The organism is Ruegeria sp. CI8 (assembly GCF_056536865.1).
Map to the genome: position 1 here is coordinate 1,525,768 of NZ_JBQFQL010000001.1, position 17,879 is coordinate 1,543,646.

22 protein-coding genes are annotated in these 17,879 nt (G+C 62.2%); 6 read left to right on the forward strand and 16 right to left on the reverse strand.

Annotated features, from left to right (window positions below):
- Window positions 1-24 precede the first annotated feature (24 nt).
- Together ACR0DA_RS07495 and ACR0DA_RS07500 are read left to right on the forward strand one after the other, a co-directional pair.
- Window positions 25-369, forward strand: a complete 345-nt coding sequence (locus ACR0DA_RS07495) for a lysozyme inhibitor LprI family protein (RefSeq protein ID WP_170338113.1) — start codon at window positions 25-27, stop codon at window positions 367-369.
- A 163-nt stretch (window positions 370-532) separates the two neighbouring features.
- Window positions 533-832, forward strand: a complete 300-nt coding sequence (locus ACR0DA_RS07500; RefSeq protein WP_170338112.1) for an FtsB family cell division protein — start codon at window positions 533-535, stop codon at window positions 830-832.
- Here the strand turns inward: ACR0DA_RS07500 and ACR0DA_RS07505 are convergent.
- The gene (locus ACR0DA_RS07505; protein ID WP_170363246.1) at window positions 822-1,529 is read right to left on the reverse strand and encodes a hypothetical protein; all 708 of its coding nucleotides are present in this window, start codon (window positions 1,527-1,529) and stop codon (window positions 822-824) included. The two genes, ACR0DA_RS07500 and ACR0DA_RS07505, sit on opposite strands and share 11 nt — an antisense overlap.
- Window positions 1,530-1,753: 224 nt before the next feature.
- Between ACR0DA_RS07505 and pdhA the strand changes: the two genes are divergently transcribed.
- The 3 genes from pdhA to ACR0DA_RS07520 are packed head-to-tail and all read left to right on the forward strand — an operon-like array spanning window position 1,754 to window position 5,454.
- A complete protein-coding gene (gene pdhA / locus ACR0DA_RS07510; RefSeq protein WP_093962386.1) occupies window positions 1,754-2,743 on the forward strand; it encodes a pyruvate dehydrogenase (acetyl-transferring) E1 component subunit alpha in 990 nt (329 codons plus the stop codon).
- 15 nt (window positions 2,744-2,758) lie between these two features.
- Window positions 2,759-4,132, forward strand: a complete 1,374-nt coding sequence (locus ACR0DA_RS07515; RefSeq protein ID WP_170599510.1) for a pyruvate dehydrogenase complex E1 component subunit beta — start codon at window positions 2,759-2,761, stop codon at window positions 4,130-4,132.
- A 14-nt stretch (window positions 4,133-4,146) separates the two neighbouring features.
- Entirely contained in the window at window positions 4,147-5,454 is a 1,308-nt protein-coding gene (locus tag ACR0DA_RS07520) for a pyruvate dehydrogenase complex dihydrolipoamide acetyltransferase (RefSeq protein WP_170455658.1), read from the forward strand.
- Window positions 5,455-5,522: 68 nt separating this feature from the next.
- On the opposite strand, the gene cysE is transcribed toward ACR0DA_RS07520, so the two are convergent.
- Window positions 5,523-6,332 (reverse strand): serine O-acetyltransferase, encoded by an 810-nt coding sequence (gene cysE / locus ACR0DA_RS07525; protein ID WP_093962389.1) that lies wholly within the window; start codon window positions 6,330-6,332, stop codon window positions 5,523-5,525.
- Window positions 6,333-6,418: 86 nt separating this feature from the next.
- Here cysE and ACR0DA_RS07530 point away from each other — a divergent pair, with 86 nt between their 5' ends.
- Entirely contained in the window at window positions 6,419-6,757 is a 339-nt protein-coding gene (locus ACR0DA_RS07530) for a TraR/DksA family transcriptional regulator (RefSeq protein ID WP_170338608.1), read from the forward strand.
- Here ACR0DA_RS07530 and ACR0DA_RS07535 read toward each other — a convergent pair.
- The 14 genes from ACR0DA_RS07535 to ACR0DA_RS07600 all read right to left on the reverse strand — a co-directional run bounded on the left by ACR0DA_RS07535 (window position 6,738) and on the right by ACR0DA_RS07600 (window position 17,874).
- Complete coding sequence (locus ACR0DA_RS07535; protein WP_170592483.1) at window positions 6,738-7,034, reverse strand: DUF7742 family protein; 297 nt, start codon at window positions 7,032-7,034, stop codon at window positions 6,738-6,740. The two genes, ACR0DA_RS07530 and ACR0DA_RS07535, sit on opposite strands and share 20 nt — an antisense overlap.
- A gap of 7 nt (window positions 7,035-7,041) precedes the next feature.
- Window positions 7,042-11,007, reverse strand: a complete 3,966-nt coding sequence (locus ACR0DA_RS07540) for a baseplate multidomain protein megatron (RefSeq protein WP_480753478.1) — start codon at window positions 11,005-11,007, stop codon at window positions 7,042-7,044.
- A complete protein-coding gene (locus ACR0DA_RS07545; RefSeq protein WP_480753480.1) occupies window positions 11,007-11,450 on the reverse strand; it encodes a C40 family peptidase in 444 nt (147 codons plus the stop codon). The genes ACR0DA_RS07540 and ACR0DA_RS07545 overlap by 1 nt, the downstream gene beginning before the upstream one ends.
- Window positions 11,444-12,337: a DUF2163 domain-containing protein gene (locus ACR0DA_RS07550; protein ID WP_480753481.1), complete on the reverse strand. Its 894-nt coding sequence runs from the start codon at window positions 12,335-12,337 to the stop codon at window positions 11,444-11,446. Before ACR0DA_RS07550 ends, ACR0DA_RS07545 begins: the two co-directional genes overlap by 7 nt.
- On the reverse strand, window positions 12,337-12,969 hold the full coding sequence (locus ACR0DA_RS07555) for a DUF2460 domain-containing protein (protein WP_170595420.1): 633 nt from the start codon (window positions 12,967-12,969) through the stop codon (window positions 12,337-12,339). Before ACR0DA_RS07555 ends, ACR0DA_RS07550 begins: the two co-directional genes overlap by 1 nt.
- Before the next feature lie 15 nt (window positions 12,970-12,984).
- Window positions 12,985-13,647: a phage tail tape measure protein gene (locus ACR0DA_RS07560; protein WP_170599505.1), complete on the reverse strand. Its 663-nt coding sequence runs from the start codon at window positions 13,645-13,647 to the stop codon at window positions 12,985-12,987.
- On the reverse strand, window positions 13,625-13,843 hold the full coding sequence (locus ACR0DA_RS07565) for a rcc01693 family protein (RefSeq protein ID WP_170390416.1): 219 nt from the start codon (window positions 13,841-13,843) through the stop codon (window positions 13,625-13,627). Before ACR0DA_RS07565 ends, ACR0DA_RS07560 begins: the two co-directional genes overlap by 23 nt.
- Window positions 13,840-14,160, reverse strand: coding sequence for a gene transfer agent family protein (locus ACR0DA_RS07570; protein WP_170523288.1), 321 nt, complete (start codon window positions 14,158-14,160; stop codon window positions 13,840-13,842). Before ACR0DA_RS07570 ends, ACR0DA_RS07565 begins: the two co-directional genes overlap by 4 nt.
- Window positions 14,160-14,573, reverse strand: a complete 414-nt coding sequence (locus ACR0DA_RS07575; RefSeq protein ID WP_149774855.1) for a phage major tail protein, TP901-1 family — start codon at window positions 14,571-14,573, stop codon at window positions 14,160-14,162. The genes ACR0DA_RS07570 and ACR0DA_RS07575 overlap by 1 nt, the downstream gene beginning before the upstream one ends.
- Window positions 14,574-14,593: 20 nt before the next feature.
- Window positions 14,594-15,007 (reverse strand): DUF3168 domain-containing protein, encoded by a 414-nt coding sequence (locus ACR0DA_RS07580; protein WP_005982485.1) that lies wholly within the window; start codon window positions 15,005-15,007, stop codon window positions 14,594-14,596.
- Window positions 15,004-15,342, reverse strand: coding sequence for a phage head closure protein (locus tag ACR0DA_RS07585; RefSeq protein ID WP_480753484.1), 339 nt, complete (start codon window positions 15,340-15,342; stop codon window positions 15,004-15,006). Before ACR0DA_RS07585 ends, ACR0DA_RS07580 begins: the two co-directional genes overlap by 4 nt.
- Window positions 15,339-15,938 carry a head-tail connector protein gene (locus ACR0DA_RS07590; RefSeq protein ID WP_480753485.1) on the reverse strand — a complete coding sequence of 200 codons (600 nt, stop codon included), beginning with the start codon at window positions 15,936-15,938 and terminating at the stop codon, window positions 15,339-15,341. Before ACR0DA_RS07590 ends, ACR0DA_RS07585 begins: the two co-directional genes overlap by 4 nt.
- Window positions 15,939-16,115: 177 nt before the next feature.
- Window positions 16,116-17,294, reverse strand: a complete 1,179-nt coding sequence (locus ACR0DA_RS07595; RefSeq protein ID WP_480753487.1) for a phage major capsid protein — start codon at window positions 17,292-17,294, stop codon at window positions 16,116-16,118.
- A gap of 34 nt (window positions 17,295-17,328) precedes the next feature.
- Window positions 17,329-17,874 carry an HK97 family phage prohead protease gene (locus tag ACR0DA_RS07600; RefSeq protein WP_170363230.1) on the reverse strand — a complete coding sequence of 182 codons (546 nt, stop codon included), beginning with the start codon at window positions 17,872-17,874 and terminating at the stop codon, window positions 17,329-17,331.
- Window positions 17,875-17,879 lie beyond the last annotated feature (5 nt).

The following is a 17,879-nucleotide window of genomic DNA, read 5'->3' on the forward strand; positions in this document are numbered from 1 at the left end:
CTCCTACAGACCGGGAGATGGGCCATGAAAGCCGTTGCCACGTTCGCTGTTATCCTCTTGCCCAGTGTTTCTGGCGCGCAGTCCCATTGCGCCGGTCAAACTCAGATCGACGCCACTTTCTGTGCCAAAGAGAAATGGGAAATCGCTGATAAAGAACTGAACCGCCTCTGGAAAGAGGTCAAATCAGCGGCGGACAGGCGCGGAAACGGTGAGGCTTTGTTGAACGAACAGCGCGCTTGGTTGAAACGCAGGGACGCAACTTGTGACCCCGAACTCAAAAGCGATGGCAGTGCCGCGCAAATGTTCTATTGGTCTTGCATGGAAGAACAGACCCTGAATCGAAATCAGGAACTGTCCGCTTTGCGTTGAGCGGATACCTACGCGGTCATGGCTCTTCGAGCATCACTTTTTTCGTCGAATTACAAAAAGTGCGAATCGGGGGATTCACAACCCGAATCACCTGTGACATAGTGCTGACAGATGCCCGCAAAGGGCACGTTTTTGAGGCAGTATTCATACGGCGGTCAACAGAGTGTCCCGTTCCAATCGGCCCGGTCTGGGCGCAGTCGCATTCTTTTCGGTGGCTTTCATGCTGGGTGTCTATTTCACCTTTGCTGCCGTTCAGGGCGACTACGGCCTGTTCCGACGGATCGAGATTTCAGCGGAACGGGACGCTCTGTCACGCGACCTTGCGGCGCTGAACGCCGACATCGCTCGGATGGAAAACCTGACCCGACGCCTTTCAGACACCTACCTGGATCTCGACCTGCTGGATCAGCAGGCCCGAACCGTTTTGGGAATGATCCGGGCTGATGAAATCGTCATCCGTTAATAAAATACCCATGGCTGTAAGGCACGTTATAATCTAGTGCCGCTATTTCAGCGGAGAAAACATCAGCAACCAAGTCTACGTTTCTGCTACGCCAGTTTCTTCCATAGAACAGGTCCAATCGCCTTGTTTTCCGGATACCCGCTTTTGCTTGAACCTCATTTAGCGACACATCACCAATTCCGACTTCTTGCATAAGCTCACCGAATTCTGCTGCAAGTCTTTCGTACCTAATTACACGATCAACAACTATTTCTCCATCCGTCGAGTATAGGTCGAAGTCAGAAAAGAATTGTAACTGCTCTTGGCAAAATCGCGTGAACATCGCATGGGGATCGACGACTTCAATTCCACGTCTGTACATCCAAAAGTAGAAAGCCGAAACGGCCTTGTCCCACGGATTGCGTTCCACGCAAAAGCTGAAACATCCCTCCGCAATATCTGACAAATAGGTCGCGACCACTGAGTGGGGGTTGTGGGGTTGACGGGCCCGAACCTGGCCGTTTGATCGCTCTCGCAACAGTCGGACCGATTGACGCACAATGGGTCTTTTTCCGGGCCTTTGAGCCTCCTCCTCCGGTAAAAGCGGGGACGCGAAGTCACCATTTTTCAGATGCTTGCTCAGTGCAATTTCGATGGATGATCCGGCGGTTTTCTTCGTTTTGATGAAAACCAGCTTCGGCTCTCTGAGGATCATCATGCCAATTTGTCTCCGGCGCCTGTTCAAAACTGCCTGCCAATGGAAGCATACTAACCGTGCATAGGGCGAACCAAAAGGCGAAAACCTGCCGGATTTCGGGTGGAAACAGATACTCCTATCCGGTCCAGGACGCTGCGTCACATTTCCGCTCGCCAGAAAGCACGAAATGCTTTATGAGATAGTTTAACGCTAAACTATCTTGCCGGAAGGGAGAGGTCGCCACGATGGCTGCGCGAAAAACCACAAAGAAACCAAACGTTTCTGCGGAAGAACTCAAAACCTACTACCGCGAGATGCTGTTGATCCGCCGATTCGAGGAAAAGGCCGGTCAACTATACGGCATGGGTCTGATCGGCGGTTTCTGCCACCTCTACATCGGTCAGGAAGCCGTCGTCGTGGGGCTCGAAGCTGCGGCCGAGGATGGCGACAAGCGCATCACCTCCTACCGCGACCACGGCCATATGCTGGCCTGCGGGATGGATCCGGGCGGCGTCATGGCTGAATTGACCGGACGCGAAGGCGGCCTGTCCAAGGGCAAAGGCGGCTCGATGCACATGTTCTCGAAAGAAAAGCATTTCTACGGTGGCCATGGCATCGTCGGCGCACAGGTTCCGCTGGGTGCAGGCCTGGCCTTTGCAGACAAGTATAAAGACAACGGCCGCGTGACCTTTACCTATTTCGGTGACGGCGCAGCGAACCAAGGTCAAGTCTATGAAACCTTCAACATGGCGGCCATCTGGCAATTGCCGGTGGTCTTCGTGATCGAAAACAACCAGTACGCGATGGGCACGGCGCAGTCGCGCTCGACCTCGACCAAGGACATCTATCACCGCGGTGAGGCGTTCGGCATCCCCGGCGAGATCGTCAACGGCATGGACGTTCTGGCGGTGAAAGAAGCCGGTGAAAAGGCCGTGGCGCACTGCCGGGCTGGGAAGGGCCCGTACATCCTCGAGGTTAAGACCTACCGCTATCGCGGCCACTCGATGTCGGACCCCGCCAAGTACCGCACCCGCGAAGAGGTGCAGAAGGTGCGCGAGCAAAGCGACCCGATCGAACACGTGCGCGAGCTGCTGCTGACCGGAAAGCACGCCACCGAGGATGACCTGAAGGCGATCGACAAGGAAATCAAGGAGGTCGTCAACCAGGCCGCCGAGTTCGCCAAGGAAAGCCCCGAGCCGTCGCTGGACGAGCTCTGGACCGACATTTACGCCTGAGAGGACGAATAAGACATGGCAACCGAAATTCTCATGCCCGCCCTTTCGCCGACCATGGAGGAAGGCACACTGGCCAAGTGGCTGGTCAAGGAAGGCGACACTGTAAGCTCTGGCGACATTCTGGCAGAGATCGAAACCGACAAGGCCACGATGGAGTTCGAAGCCGTCGATGAAGGCATCGTCGGCAAAATCCTGATTGCCGAAGGCACCGAAGGCGTGAAGGTCAACACGCCGATCGCGATCCTGGTGGAAGAGGGCGAAGACGCCTCGACCGTGACCGCGGCTGCCCCCGCAGCCGCAGCGGAGGCCGAAGCCGCCCCGGCGGCGGTTGAGGCCCCCGCTCCTGCCCCTGCTGCACCGGCCGCGCCTACCGTGGACCTGTCGCCGGACTGGCCAGCAGATGCGGAGATGAAATCGATGACTGTCCGTGAGGCTCTGCGCGACGCGATGGCCGAGGAAATGCGCTCGGACGAAGACGTCTACCTGATGGGCGAAGAAGTCGGTGAATACCAAGGCGCCTACAAGGTGAGCCAGGGCCTGCTGGACGAATTCGGCGCAAAACGCGTGATCGACACGCCGATCACCGAGCATGGCTTTACCGGCATTGCCGTGGGTTCCGCCTTTGGCGGCCTGAAGCCGATCGTCGAGTTCATGACATTCAACTTCGCCATGCAGGCGATCGACCAGATCATCAACTCTGCTGCCAAGACGCTGTATATGTCCGGCGGTCAGATGGGCTGTCCAATCGTGTTCCGCGGCCCCAACGGCGCCGCCGCGCGCGTGGCAGCCCAGCACTCTCAGGACTATGCCGCCTGGTACATGCAGATCCCGGGCCTGAAGGTGGTGATGCCCTATTCGGCAGCCGATGCCAAAGGTCTGCTGAAATCGGCCATCCGCGATCCCAACCCGGTCGTGTTCCTGGAAAACGAAATCCTCTATGGCCGCTCGTTCGACGTGCCGCAGGTCGATGATCTGACCGTGCCGCTGGGCAAGGCCCGCATCTGGCGCGAAGGCACCGATGTGACCATCGTCAGTTTTGGGATCGGTATGCAATACGCATTGGAAGCCGCCGACAAGCTGGCTGAGGATGGCATCAGCGCCGAGGTGATCGACCTGCGCACCATCCGCCCGATGGACACCGGTGCGATCATCAACTCGGTGATGAAAACCAACCGTCTGGTCACAGTGGAAGAAGGCTGGCCGCAAGGCTCGGTCGGCAGCTACATCAGTTCCGTGGTCATGCAGGAAGCGTTCGACTATCTCGACGCGCCCGTCATCACGCTGACCGGCAAGGACGTGCCCATGCCCTATGCGGCGAACCTGGAAAAGCTGGCGCTGATTACCACCGACGAAGTGATCGCCGCCGTCAAACAAGTGACCTATCGGTAAGGAGCGACTGACAGATGCCCACCGAAATTCTGATGCCCGCCCTTTCGCCGACCATGGAGGAAGGCACGCTCGCCAAATGGCTGGTCAAGGAAGGCGACACCGTCTCCTCCGGCGACCTGCTGGCCGAGATCGAGACCGACAAGGCCACGATGGAATTCGAAGCCGTTGACGAAGGCGTCGTCGGCAAGATCCTGGTTCCTGAAGGCACCGAGGGGGTCAAGGTGAACACCCCCATCGCCGTGCTGCTGGAAGAAGGCGAAAGCGCCGATGACATCGCCGAAGCCCCGACCAAGGCACCCGAGGCTGCGCCCGCAGCCGACGCGGGCAACGAGGCTGCCGCCCCTGCGGCATCCGAGGCGCCCGCCCCTGCCCCGGCACCGGCGGCCCCGGTCAAAGCCGATGGCGGACGCATCTTTGCCTCGCCGCTGGCCCGTCGCATTGCCGCCCAAAAGGGTCTGGACCTGGCGCAGATCAAGGGCTCGGGCCCGCATGGCCGCATAGTCAAAGCGGATGTCGAAGGCGCAACCGCTCCGACAGCGGCACCGGCTGCTTCGGCAAGCGCGGCGCCCGCCCCTGCCGCTGCTCCTGCAGGCCCCTCGGCCGACATGGTGGCCCGCATGTACGAAGGCCGCGAGTACGAAGAGGTCAAGCTGGACGGCATGCGCAAGACCATCGCCGCCCGTCTGGCCGAGGCCAAGCAGACCATCCCGCATTTCTACCTGCGCCGCGACATCAAGCTGGACGCGCTGCTGAAATTCCGCAGCCAGCTGAACAAGCAGTTGGAAGCCCGCGGCGTTAAGCTGAGCGTCAACGACTTCATCATCAAGGCCGTCGCCAACGCGCTGCAGCAGGTGCCCGAGTGCAACGCCGTATGGGCGGGCGACCGGGTTCTGCAGTTGAAACCTTCGGACGTGGCCGTGGCCGTGGCGATCGAAGGCGGGTTGTTCACCCCGGTCCTGCAGGACGCCGACACCAAATCTTTGTCGGCCCTTTCGACCGAGATGAAGGACCTGGCCGCGCGTGCGCGCGAACGCAAGCTGGCCCCGCATGAGTATCAGGGCGGCACCTTCGCGGTTTCGAACCTGGGCATGTTTGGCATCGACAATTTCGACGCCATCGTGAACCCGCCGCACGCAGGCATCCTGGCCGTCGGTACCGGCGCCAAGAAGCCGGTCGTGGGCGAGGACGGGGAACTGACCGTGGCGACCGTGATGTCGGTCACCATGTCGGTGGATCACCGCGTGATCGACGGCGCGCTTGGAGCACAGCTCCTGCAGGCCATCGTGGACAACCTGGAAAATCCGATGGTCATGCTGGCCTGATCCACGCCACAAGAATCAAAAGGCCGCCTCGGACCCCGAGGCGGCCTTTTTCGTACCTGAGAACAGGCTTACTGATCCTTGCCCAGCATGTGATCCATCGAGATCGAGGGCTGGTCACATCCCGCCTCACCCACGATCTTGGCTGGGATACCCGCCACGGTTTTGCAGGGCGGCACGTCCTGCAGCACCACCGAACCGGCGGCGATGCGGCTGCAATGACCGACGCGGATATTGCCAAGAACCTTGGCCCCGGCCCCGATCAGAACGCCATCCTCAATTTTGGGATGGCGGTCCTCTTCTTCCTTGCCGGTCCCGCCCAGGGTCACCGAATGCAGCATCGAGACATTGTCACCCACAACCGCAGTTTCACCGATTACGATAGAATGCGCGTGGTCGATCATGATGCCCTTGCCGATCTTCGCGGCGGGATGAATGTCGATCCCGAAGATTTCCGAACTGCGCATCTGGAAGAAATAGGCCAGATCGTGCCGGCCCTTCTGCCAAAGCCAGTGGGCCACGCGATAGGCCTGCATGGCTTGGTAGCCTTTGAAATACAGAATTGGCTGCAGCAGACGGTGGCAGGCCGGGTCGCGCTCGTACACGGCCATCAGGTCCGCGCGGGCGGCATTCATCAGCGCCTTGTCATCGGCATAGGCCTCTTCGACGATTTCACGCAGAACCATCATCGACATCTCGTTCGAGCACAGCTTGGCAGAGATGCGATAGGACAACGCACGTTCCAGAGACTTGTGGTGCAGGATACAGGCATGCACCAGTCCGCCCATCAAAGGCTCTTTTTCGACGGCGGCCTGTGCTTCGGCCGTGATCCGGTCCCAGACGGGGTCAACTGACGTAACTTGGGTGCGCGTTTCAAACATGGCTTTTGATCCTCTGCTGCGCCTAGAATAGCCATCTAGGCCCAAAAAGGCCAAACGCAAACCCTTGATGGGCAACACAACAGAAAATGAACCGGTCCGAACTCAGGGAATTTGAAACACTTATCCTGTCCCGGCTGGAGGAATTGGAACGCAATTCCCTCGCCGGTCAGGACGCTCAATCCGTGGTCGAGCTTGACCAGCAGGCGGTCGGGCGGCTCAGCCGAATGGATGCGTTGCAGAATCAGGCCATGGCCAAGGCGCAACAAACGCGACGAGATCTCGAAGCCCGACGGCTGAGAGCCGCCCTCGACCGGATGGCCGAGGGCGAATTCGGGTATTGCGAGGATTGCGGTGACGACATTCCGCGCAGACGGCTGGACCTGGATCCGGCCGCCAGCAAGTGCGTCAGCTGCGCGGCTGGTTGAGTTGAAATCGGATAAGTTGGCGCAGTACCGTCTCGAAGCACCGGCAATACTCGGTGTCGCTGAAGCTCGGCTCATCTGCCGGCGGGCGGCTGCGTGCCGCTGCCATCAATGCTCCGTTCCCGTAAACGGGATGCAAACGACCCGTCGCGGTCACGTGACGGTCAGCCAACTCGGCCTCGGCGATCATGCGCGCGCACAGCCGCTCACGCTGGGCTTGCGGCACGGTCAGCAAAACCCGCGCCGCAGAACTGACATCGCCGTGCAAAACAGGGCGCATGGTCCCTCTACCCGACACTCAGCCGCGCGGCCGCGCCCGGCCCGTAGCTGGCCGAAACCTGCGCGACCTCGACCTCGTAGAGGCCCGCGACACCGTCCGAAGACTTTGTTACCGCGGAATAGGTCCAACCTGGCGTCGTGGCGATCTCTTCCCGAACAAGGGTGCCACCTGACCGAATGCGGATCAGATAGGTCTCGGACTCCTCGCCCAGCGGCACATCCAGCACGTCCCAATCGTCGCCGTCGATCCGGGCTCGGCGTACCCAGGTGAACAGGTCATCGCCCTCGTGTCTTTCGACCTTAAGATGAACTGGCGCGTAGGGGCGCAGACCGTTTCCATCAAACGCCTCGACCTTATGGACATAGGAATCGTCGTCGTATCCGCGGGTTGCAGGCCCGATCCGGTAGTGCCGGGCAATTCGGCGTTCGGTCCGCAGCAGACTGGTCTGAAGAACCCTCTCGTCAAGCAACACGAACACGGAACCCTCCGGCCAGATTTCGGGCATGACTGCGTCCGTACCCAATTGGCCACGCAGGCGGCCAGACAGGGCATAGACCCCGGGTTCCTGCAAGACGGCATCCGCGAATTGAAACACTTCCCAATTTCCGGGCGTGCCGTCTCCGATCGCGGCCAAGTTGGCGCCGGTTAGAAGTGAGTCACGCGACCGCGACTGCAAGACGCCATCGACAAGGCGCACGCGCAACGGCTCACCTTCATCCCAAACCCCTGCGCTCGCGGAAGGCAAGGCGGATTCGGTAAACCCGATCACAGCCTGACCAGTCACCAGATCGCGCAGCGCGTAGCCCTCGTCGCTGTCCGAGGAATAGACGGCGACGCTGCCTTGCCAGGGATCGGCCGTGACGGCCAGATAAGGGGCGTGCGGCTCTTCGGCGCCTGTAATGAGTGGCAGATCAAGAAAAATCGGAAGAACCGGGACTGGGGCCACAAAGGGTTGTGACACAAACCCATCATCCGCCATATCGGACGGCGAATAGACCCCGGGCTCGATCCGCACGGCATCTGCCAGCTGGATGTCAGCCTGTTCCAACCTGTCTATGCGATACAGCGCACCGGCTCCCCCATTCCAGGATGGAAGTCGAACAATGTCGCCGGCGCCCAGATTCATCTGCGACGGCGGCAGCGCAAAGCGAGCAGTATTGCGCGCGACGCGGGCCTCGGCCAGCCACCGTTCGACCGTCTGCCGTCCTTCGGCGCGAGTCATCGACAGAGGCATTTCGTTCACGGCTACAGAATGGGTCCGATCATCGGGCAGCACGGCCTCCTCCGCGACCACATCGTGGTCCGCATCCGACTGAACAAAGCGCAGACGCACGCGGCCGGCCATTTCGGCCTCGGCTTCGCGCTGGTACTGGACCCTGCCATCGACCTCGGGGCTTTCCGCGACCTGATCCAGCGACAGATCAAATGCCTGGCGCCCGGCCCTCATGCGGAATGTCAGGACACCGTCTCGCTCGATCGCATCAAATCCGTAGCGCAGCATCAGGGGTTGCAGGGCCGCCCGCGCGTCCGAAACATCTTCGATCACGTATCCACGGACAACTCCGTCCAGCGCAGACACATCAAAATCGGAAACGCCTGCAGCCTGACAAATCTCGGCCACCACCGAGGCCAGTGTCCTGGCACCAGAACGTCCGTTCAACCAATGACCACGGGCGTAGTTTTCGCCGTCGCTCCACTGTGAACGCAGGTTCGGGAATGTCGGGAAAGGTCTCGCGTCCCACACCCATACATAGGCGTTCGAAACGTCCACCATCGGACCATCGTAGATGTCCGAAACTGGGTTGATCTGCGGATCGGTCCAATATCCAAGAACTGCCTTCAAATACTGAACCTGAATGAAATCGTCGCGTTGACCGTTCGAGAATTTAGGCAGATCGGATTCCGAGGATTTCGGATCCAAAAACTTGTTGGGTTGGTTCGTTCCCTTGTCTATGGCCGCACAGCCCAATTCCGTGAACCAGATCGGCTTTGATCCCGGAACCCAATCGGTCGGGTCAGCTTTGCGCACTCCTCCGATCCGTTCGTGGTGCAAGTTCGACCACCAGTTGCGGATGTCTTTGTATCGCCACACCCATGGCTCTGCATGTTCGCCGTCCTCGATCGGATACCTTATCTGCGCGTCCTGTTCTTCGGGTGTTGGATAGTACCAGTCGTATCCTTCACCGCCTTCGATGTTGCCGCGCAAATAGTCCAGGTCGTAGATTGACCTAGCACCATCCAGCGCATCCAGATGCTCGTTGCCATCCCGCCAGTCCGAGACCGGCATGTAGTTGTCGATCCCGACGAAATCGATGTTTTCGTTTGCCCACAGAGGGTCCAGATGGAAGTATCGGTCACCGCTGCCACCGGCAGGCTGGTACCCGAAATATTCCGTCCAATCCGCGGCGTAGCCTATCTTGGTGTCTGGCCCCAGTATCTGCCGCGCTTCCGCCGCCAATGCCTTCAGCTGAGCAACGGCCGCGAACCCGGACGCGCCGCGTATCTGGGTAAGGTCACGCATTTCCGAGCCGATGCAGAACGCCTCGACCCCGCCTGCTGCCTTGCACAACGCCGCGTAGTGAAGAATGAAACGGCGCATGCTCCATTCTTCCGGTCCGGTATAGGTGACAGTGCCATTACCGATGATGAAATCCGAGGCTTGGGCTGCACCAAAAAAGCTTGCCACCTGAGCGTCCGCACCTGCGGTTCCGTCCAACGACCCCGGACGCCCTGGAGCCACGTCCAGCGTGATCCGGCCGCGCCACGGCAGATGCGGCTGATCGCCGGCATCCGACCATGGGTCTGGAAGACAATTACCCTGCATCTGATCCATCAGGATGAAAGGATAGAACATTACCCGGCTGCCGGAGCCCTTGAGGTGTTGAATGGCCTGAACCACCGACGCATCGGCCGGGGTACCGCCATAGATCGGTCGCCCGTCCACATACTGCACGACCTGGGCCGATTTGCGCTTCAGCCCAGAGACTTTCCACGGCATGTTTGCGCCGTCCACGTCATCGCGGATCACCTTGGGTCGAATGCTGCAAGTGCCGCAACGCAAGTCATCTCCGAACCAAGAGACCACCAGCGACGCAGCCTTGCAGCCCGGAAGTTCTTTGTTCAGGGCACGCACCGAGGCCACCAGATCGGGCTCGCCCGAGGGCGAATTGACGTTGGCGGCCCAGCTTTGGCCCGACCCTTTGGAATAGTTTACCTGCGTGCTGGCCAGCGTGTATTCCCCGGTGCCAGGCATCAGGGCCACGGCCCGGACAATCTGTTGCAATTCGGATTCGTAGTCTGGTGCGGATTTCTGATCAGGCCGAACAACCTCGAAAGAGAACTGGGGAACGCGATTGCCAAATTGCGCCAGCGGCAGGTCTTCAATCACAACATACGCAGTGCCGCGATAGGCCGGAACCGTTCCGGCACCTTCGATCGTTTCGATCAGTGGATCCGGCAGCTGATCCTGGCTACCGGTATAAACCCGCATGTTCAGACTGTTGCGCTCAAGCTCTTCCCCATCGGCCCATATCCGCGCGATGTCCGCGATCTCTCCGACGCCGACAGCAATCGCCAGTGATATCGAGTAGCTGTAGCTATGGGTGGTCGTGGTGACTTCGGCTGGTTTTGGCGTTCCTTTGCCGCCAGCAGACTGCGTAGACGTCGTGGTTTTGCGGGTCTCAAGGAAATCCGACGCCCAGATCACCTGCCCACCGACCCGCATTCGGCCGAACACGGTGGACAACGGCGCGCCCTCGCCTGTTTCCGTAAGTCTGAACCGGTCCAGCCGGCCAGACTCGACCACCTCGCTTCCGGCACCCATGACCGACTGGCTCATCAATCGCTGGTCGATAACCCGCCCGAGCGTCGCGCCGACTGCCCGGCCCACGATGGCCGTTGACAGCCCAGCAACGGTTCCACCGATGGATCCGCCCAGTGCGGCCCCCGCCGCAGATAAAACTATCGTCGCCATCAGTTGCCCTCCAAAGGAAATTCAAAGCAGGCGACCACCCGGCGGCGCCAAGGGTCGCTCAGTGCGTTTTCGACAACGCCATGTCCGGAATAGGCATGGATGAAGCGTGGCACGGCGCCCGCTTCACTCACGATACCAAGGTGTTTGGCCACACCGGCATCGCGCATCCGGAACAGCAGCACGCATCCAGGGGCCAGAAAGTTGCGCGGACATTCGACCAGATTGCGCCGCGCAGCCGCCCACATGCGCTCTTCGCCCTGCGGTTCGGACCAGTCCATGCTGTAGGTAGGCACCGCCTCGGGCTCGCGGCCGATGACGGATCGCCAGACGCCGCGCAGCAATCCCAAGCAATCGGTTCCCGCTCCCTTGACCGAGGCCTGATGCACATAGGGCGTTCCCAGCCAGCCTCGCGCTTCGTCCACGATATCCTGCGCCGTCACCATGACCGCCTGCTGCCTCCATTGTTCGCGTTGCCCTGTTTCGGCACGGCCATCACCCAGTCTTCGCTCGGCAGATCCGGAAAACCCTGGAAATTTATGATGTTGTTGAATTTCAACCGACAGGTCTCCATCCGCTTGTCGCAGCCCGCCAGCACCCGCACACGGTCACCGGCGGCCAGACCCGAGCCCAGAGCGGTCCAAAGGTGCAATTCCCGCCCGGTCTTGATGCTTCGGTCCGTCTTCACCGAAGCCCAAAGACCCTGAGAGCGGCCGGTCAGCACATCGACGCGGCCACGTTCGAACCAGCCGTCCTCAAACGCCTCCGCCCCCTGCAGTCTGAGGATCGGACCCTCGTCGATCTCGGCAATCTCGGCCTCGGCCCAGTAGCCGGGCGTCAACCTGTCGAAGCCGCAGGCTTTGTCACCCAAAACGGCCGTACAGGGTTTTTGGTAGATCCGCCCCAAGGGTCGGTTCAGCAGATCGGTCAGCCCGCGCAATTCGGCGTGAAACGCGCCCCCTGCGCGGCGCAGCTCGCCGATTGAGCCACGAAACTGCAACATGCGCTGTTCCGGCGCGGCCCAGTTGACCAGCCATGCTCGGACATCGGCACCGTCAAAGCGGCCGTCTTCGATATCCTCGTCGCGCACGGCCGCATCAGACAGCGCCCCCATGGCCTCGGAATTGTCGATCGACAGGCCCGTCGCCTGTTCGATGGCCGAGGCTGTGAGACCGGTGCTTGCCTTGAAAACCAGCCCGTCAAAGGCCAGTTCGCGGTCATGGTCGGTGAACCCGAAGGACATGCCATCGGTTCGGGTGATCGCCCAACAGCGGCAGACCGTAGTCATGCCGGACTGAAGATGGGTCAGCAATGCCTGCTTGTCGCCGCTCATCAGACCCGCACCTCCACCACCGGAACATTGGGTACGTCGCCTGCCTGAAAGCTGGCCACGCTGACTTGGATCCTGTCGGTGTCAAACCGCACCGGCACATCGAATTCAAACCCGGCGGTCACGTCGACCCCCTCGGATGGCGGGACGACGAATTGGATCAGACCGCTATTCAGGTCCACCTCGAAATCGACGCCTTCTCGGGCCTCATCCTGATCCAGCCCAATCTTGACCGTACCCAGTACCGGCTTGACGATGGGCCTGACATAGCTGACCCCGCCCGAGGCATAGATCTTGACCAACTGGAACTCGGTCGTGACCCCGTCGCCTTGCCCGATCACCTGGTCGCCCTTGTCGACCTCGGCGGATGCGGCGCAGGACTTGTAATCCGACCAGTCCTTCCAGCGGAACCCGTACATCTGCCCCTGGCGCGCCTCGAAAAAGGCGATCAGCGTCTGGATGTCGTCCAGCGACCGCATCCCCAAACCGGCGTCATAGCGCCGCCGTGAATGCGCCCAGGGCGTGTTGCGCTCCTCGAACCCGTTGGCCAGCGTCACGATATCCGTGCGTCGCTCGGGTCCGCCGACCGAGCCGAAACTCAGGCTGGCGGGAAATCTGACTTCGTGGAAATTCATGTCCTGCTCCCCAAACTACCGGTTGCGATTGCCGCGCCCCAGGGCGCGGCTCATCTGGGCCGCGATCTGGCCCTGGCTGCGGCGGAAACCCTGCACGTCGGGCGTGGTGATGTTCATCACCACGTTCACCGCCCGTCCGCCGCCCGAATTGCGCACGCCCAGCTTGCCGTCGGGTCCGCGCGCCAGCGGCATGATCGCCTCGGGGCCGGCCTCACCCATCAACCCGGTCGCACCGCGCATCGGAAACATGGTGGGCCCGGTAACCACGCCGCCATTGGCAAAGGGCATGACGCGCCCTTGAACGAAACTGCCGCCATCCGCAAAGGGCAGCAGCCCCTGCACCAGGCCGCCGACCGTATTGGCCAGCATGCCGCCGAAGTGATCCGTCACCGGCTTGATCGCCGCCGAATAGGCCGTGCGGATCATCGAGTTCTTCAGCACGTCCAGCGCATCCGACAGGTTCATGCCGTCCAGAACCACGCCGTCGAAGGCCTTGCGCAGGCCGCTCGACATGCCGCGCTCCAACGTGGCGACATCCTTCCCGGTCTCTTCAAAGGCGGCGCTGATCCGCTTCATCTGGGCGTCGAAGGCCGCCGCCATCGTGGCGGCATCGCCCAGGGCATCGCCCAGCGCCTCGCCGCGCTCCTGCAGGTCGTCAAACCCGTCCCGATCCGTCATCACGCTCTCCTTGTATCTTGTCGGGCCAGGCGGCCAGCAGCTTGTCCAGCCGTGCCCGGTTCATCGCCGGAATCCCGCGGCCCTGCCCCAGCATCAGCCGCAGTTCCGCCGGGGTCAGACGCCAGAACTGATCCGGCGTCAGCCGCAACCCGTGCAGGCCGGCCCGCATCAGGCCGGGCCAGTCAAAGCCGCTCATGACTCACCCGGCACCATGAAGGCCCGCGCCAGCAGCTCGGCCGCCGCCCGCGCCGCGGCCATCGGTCCGCCCTCGATCTCGGCCCGCAGCATGTCGGCGCGGGTCACATCCGTGCCGCCTCCGCGCAGCCCCGCAACGATCAAGCCCAGCACGTCGCCACTGGAATAGGCGCCGCTCTCGAACCGCTGCACCAGTTCCACCAGCGACCCTGCGCCCAGCTCCTGCTCCAGCTCGGCCAAGGCACCCAGCGTCAGCTTGAGCACCCGGCGCTGGCCATCGACCACCAGCGCCACCTCGCCCGTCCACGGATTGACCATCACAGCGCCGTAAAGGTCAGGGCGCCGGCGCTGGCCAGGCTCATCTCATAGGTCGCCTCGCCATTGTGCGAACCGGCATATTCGATCCCGGTCACCTGGAACGGGCCTTCGACGATGCCGAAATCGGGTATGATCACCTGGAAGGCGGGCGTTTCGCCGTCAAAGAACAGCTGCCGCGCGCGTTCATCCGTTCCGGCGTCTTTGAACACGCCCGATCCCGAAATCGAGGCCGACTTGACCCCCGCCCCCGACAGCAACTCGCGCCAGCCGCCCTGGCTTTCCAGCGTCGTGACATCCACGCTTTCCGCGTTGAAGCTGATCCGCGTGGCCCGCAGCCCCGCGATGGTCTGGAACAGACCCGTGCCGTTCATGTCCACCTTGACCAGCAGGTCCTTACCGTTCTGGGCACCCATATGCTCTCTCCATTGATTGCTTAGTTGTCTTCCACGCGGGCGCGGAATCTCAGGTCGATCTGGCGGATCGCACCGCCCGTTCCGGTGCGCCGGGCCGAGGCCCGCTCGAACCACAGCCCCACCAGCCGCCCCCGATCCAGAGTCAGCGCGGCGCCGTCCAGCGCGTCGCACACCGCACCGGCCAAGGTCTTGGCCGCACCGAACCCGGCGGCCTCCGAAACCACCGATACGGTGAACCGATGCAACGTACCCTGCCCCGTCTTGTCCGAGGCCTCGCGCACTTCTTCCGGGCCGAGGGTGATGTAGGTCTGCGGCAGAACCCCCGAAGGCACCGCGTCAAAGACCGCGTCGCCGACCTGGGATGAAATGCCCCTGTCATTGACAAGTTGCTGAAACACAGCGGCCTGCAGCGCCGCCGAAACGCCATAGCTCATGCCGCCACCTCCTCATCCGCGAAACAGGTCAGATAGCGCCCGGCCGCGTCGTATTCGGCCACCGCGCGGATCACGAAACGCCGCTCACCCTCCCGGAACCTCTGATCGGGCGCCGGACGCATCGACGACCCCTCGGGCGCGCCACGCACCACGATGCGGTAACTCACGCGCGATACCGGAACATTCGCGACCGAGCGCTCGGTCCCGGTCCGGGCAGACACCTCGGCCCACAGCGTGCCCAGCGGCGCCCAGGTCTCGGCATAGCCGCCCGCGCCATCGGCCACCCGCATCGGGGCCTCCAGCACCAGTTGCCGGTTCAGACGGGGCGCGTTCATTGCATCACCCCCGCGCCAAAGCGCACCATGCGATAGCGCTGGATCAGGCTGGTCACACCGAAGGGCATGCAACCGTCGCCCAGGCTGGTCTCGTCGCGATACTCATAGTAATGCGCCGCCAGCAGCAGCACCGCCTGCCCCAGATCCGCCGGCAGCCCGCCCCAATCCGCCGCCATCCCGGCGGTCAGGGCAATGGTCACCTCTCCACCGGCGGGAATGGAGGGCAGGCAAGCCCCCATCGGGCGCAGGCAAGGGCGCTGGTTGTCGCGCTCCAGGCGATAGGCCCCGGGCGCCACCACCTGCTGGGCGCCCTGCGCGTCGGTCAGCGTCACCGCGTAGATACTCGTCACCGGCGCGACCGGCAGAACCTCGCCCGCGTCGTTGCGCCAGCGGCTCAGGGTCCAGGTGAAACTGCGCGATATCAGCACCTTGCCCGTGCGCGCCTCGATCGCGGCCATCGCCGCCCTCAGGAACCCTTTCAACACGTCGTCCTGCAGGCTGGTCTCGGCAAATCCCGTGCCCAGCCGCAGATGCGCCTTGAACTGATCCACCGGCAGCGCCGCATCCGCGATGGCGGTTTCTTCGATCAACATCATCCATTCACTCCGCAATCTCGGACCCCTCCGGGGGCCGCATCCTTGGAAAATGGCGGGCACGTGCCGCCCCACGTTGCTCGGACGGAGGGGAGCAGCTAGACAACGCGGGGGATCTCACCCCGGCCCGCGCCCGCCTACCGAGGGACCGGCCCACCGGCCCCCCGGATCCGTCACCGCTTATGCGATGCCGAATTTCACCAGCTTGATCGCGGCAAAGTCGCTGATGTCGCCGCCCACGCGCTTGGTGGCATAGAACAGGACATGCGGCTTGGCGCTGAACGGATCACGCAGCACGCGCAGGTCGGGGCGCTCGGCAATGGTATAGCCGGCCGAGAAGTCACCGAACGCGATCGAGAAACTGTCGGTGCCCGGATCGGGCATGTCCTCGGCGATCAGCACCGGATAACCCATCAGACGCGCGGGCTCGCCGGCCGCCAGGCCGTCCGACCAGAGGAAGCGACCATCGGCATCCTTCAGCTTGCGGATCACGCCCGCGGTTTTCGAATTCATCACGAAGGTGCCGTTCACGCGGTACTGCGCGCCCAGCGCATAGACCACGTCCACGATCGCATCCGCATCGATGCCGCCTGCGACACCGGTGGGCACATAGCCCAGGTTGCCCCAGGTCCAGACATCATTGTCCACCGCCGGATGGCTCAGGATGCCCTTGGGCTTGTCGATGCCGTCACCGTTGATGAAAGCCGCCGCCTCGGCGCGGGCGAACTTGTCGGCGATACGGCCGGCCAGCCAGCCCTCGACGTCGAATGCGCTGTCATCCAGCAGCCGCTGCGAAGCCTTGGGCAGCGCGCTCAGCTCGTGCAGCGGGATCGAGATGCGGTCGATCGACGGGGTGCCGGTCTCGGCGGCGGTGGCGTTCTCGGCAGCCCAGCCCGCGCCCACATCGGTATGATCGATTAGCACGTCGAATGAATTCGCCTCGACATTCACGACCGACGCGATCGAGCGGATCGACGCGGTGGATTTCAGCACCGACTTGATCATCTCGGCAGTCTGCGGATCGACCAGGTAGCCGCCATCGCTGTTGACGGCCGTCGACAGCGACTTGGCCTCGATTTCCAGCCCGCGCAGGGCATCGTCATCGCCCGAGCGCACATAGGCGTCAAAGGCCTTCTGGTGCGGCGCTTCCTCCAGGGTCGAGGCCGCAAGATGCGGGCGCGCCGCGATGGTTGATTTACGATCCAGCATGGTCAGTCGCTCTTCTGTTTGTTGCATTTTCTGTTGAACTTCAGTCTTCAAGCCCTTGAATTCACTAACGAAGCCAGCCATCGCCTGCTTCACCTCCTGAACCAGGGGCACACCCTCTCCGGTCAAGGCCGCGGTCTCGGTCTTGCTCATCAGCACTTCCTTTCTGGGTGGGGGTTGAGGCGCGCTAGGGTCGCGCCAGCTCCTGCCGGGCGCTCTGGAACACCTCGGCAATACTGCGCCAGGTGTCCTCGGCATCGGGGTCCGTCCCCTTTGCCGCCACCCGCGCACTGGGCAGCATCGGGAAGGTCACCAGCGACACCTCCCACAGCTCCAGTTCCGTCAAGAGCCGCCGGCCCTTGTCATCCTTCACGGCCCGCTTGGTGCGATAGCCGATCGACAGCCCGTCCAGCGCACCCGCGCGGATCAGCTCGGCCGCTTCGCGCCCCTTCTGGGTGCTCTGCAGCAACCGCCCCTTGACCCACAGGCCGCGCTCATCCTCGCGCACCTCGTCCCACACGCCGATGGGCTGGGCCGGGTCGTGCTGCCACAACATCTTGACCCGCTGACCGGCCGCCTTAAGCCCGGCCAGCGACGCGGCATAGGCACCTTTCTGCACCACGTCGCGGCCCTGATCGACCTGGCCGAACAGGCTGGCATAGCCCTCGATCACCGCGTCTTCGGTCACCGACAGCCCATCGCCGAACCGCGCGAACTTGCGTTCCAAATCCATGAACA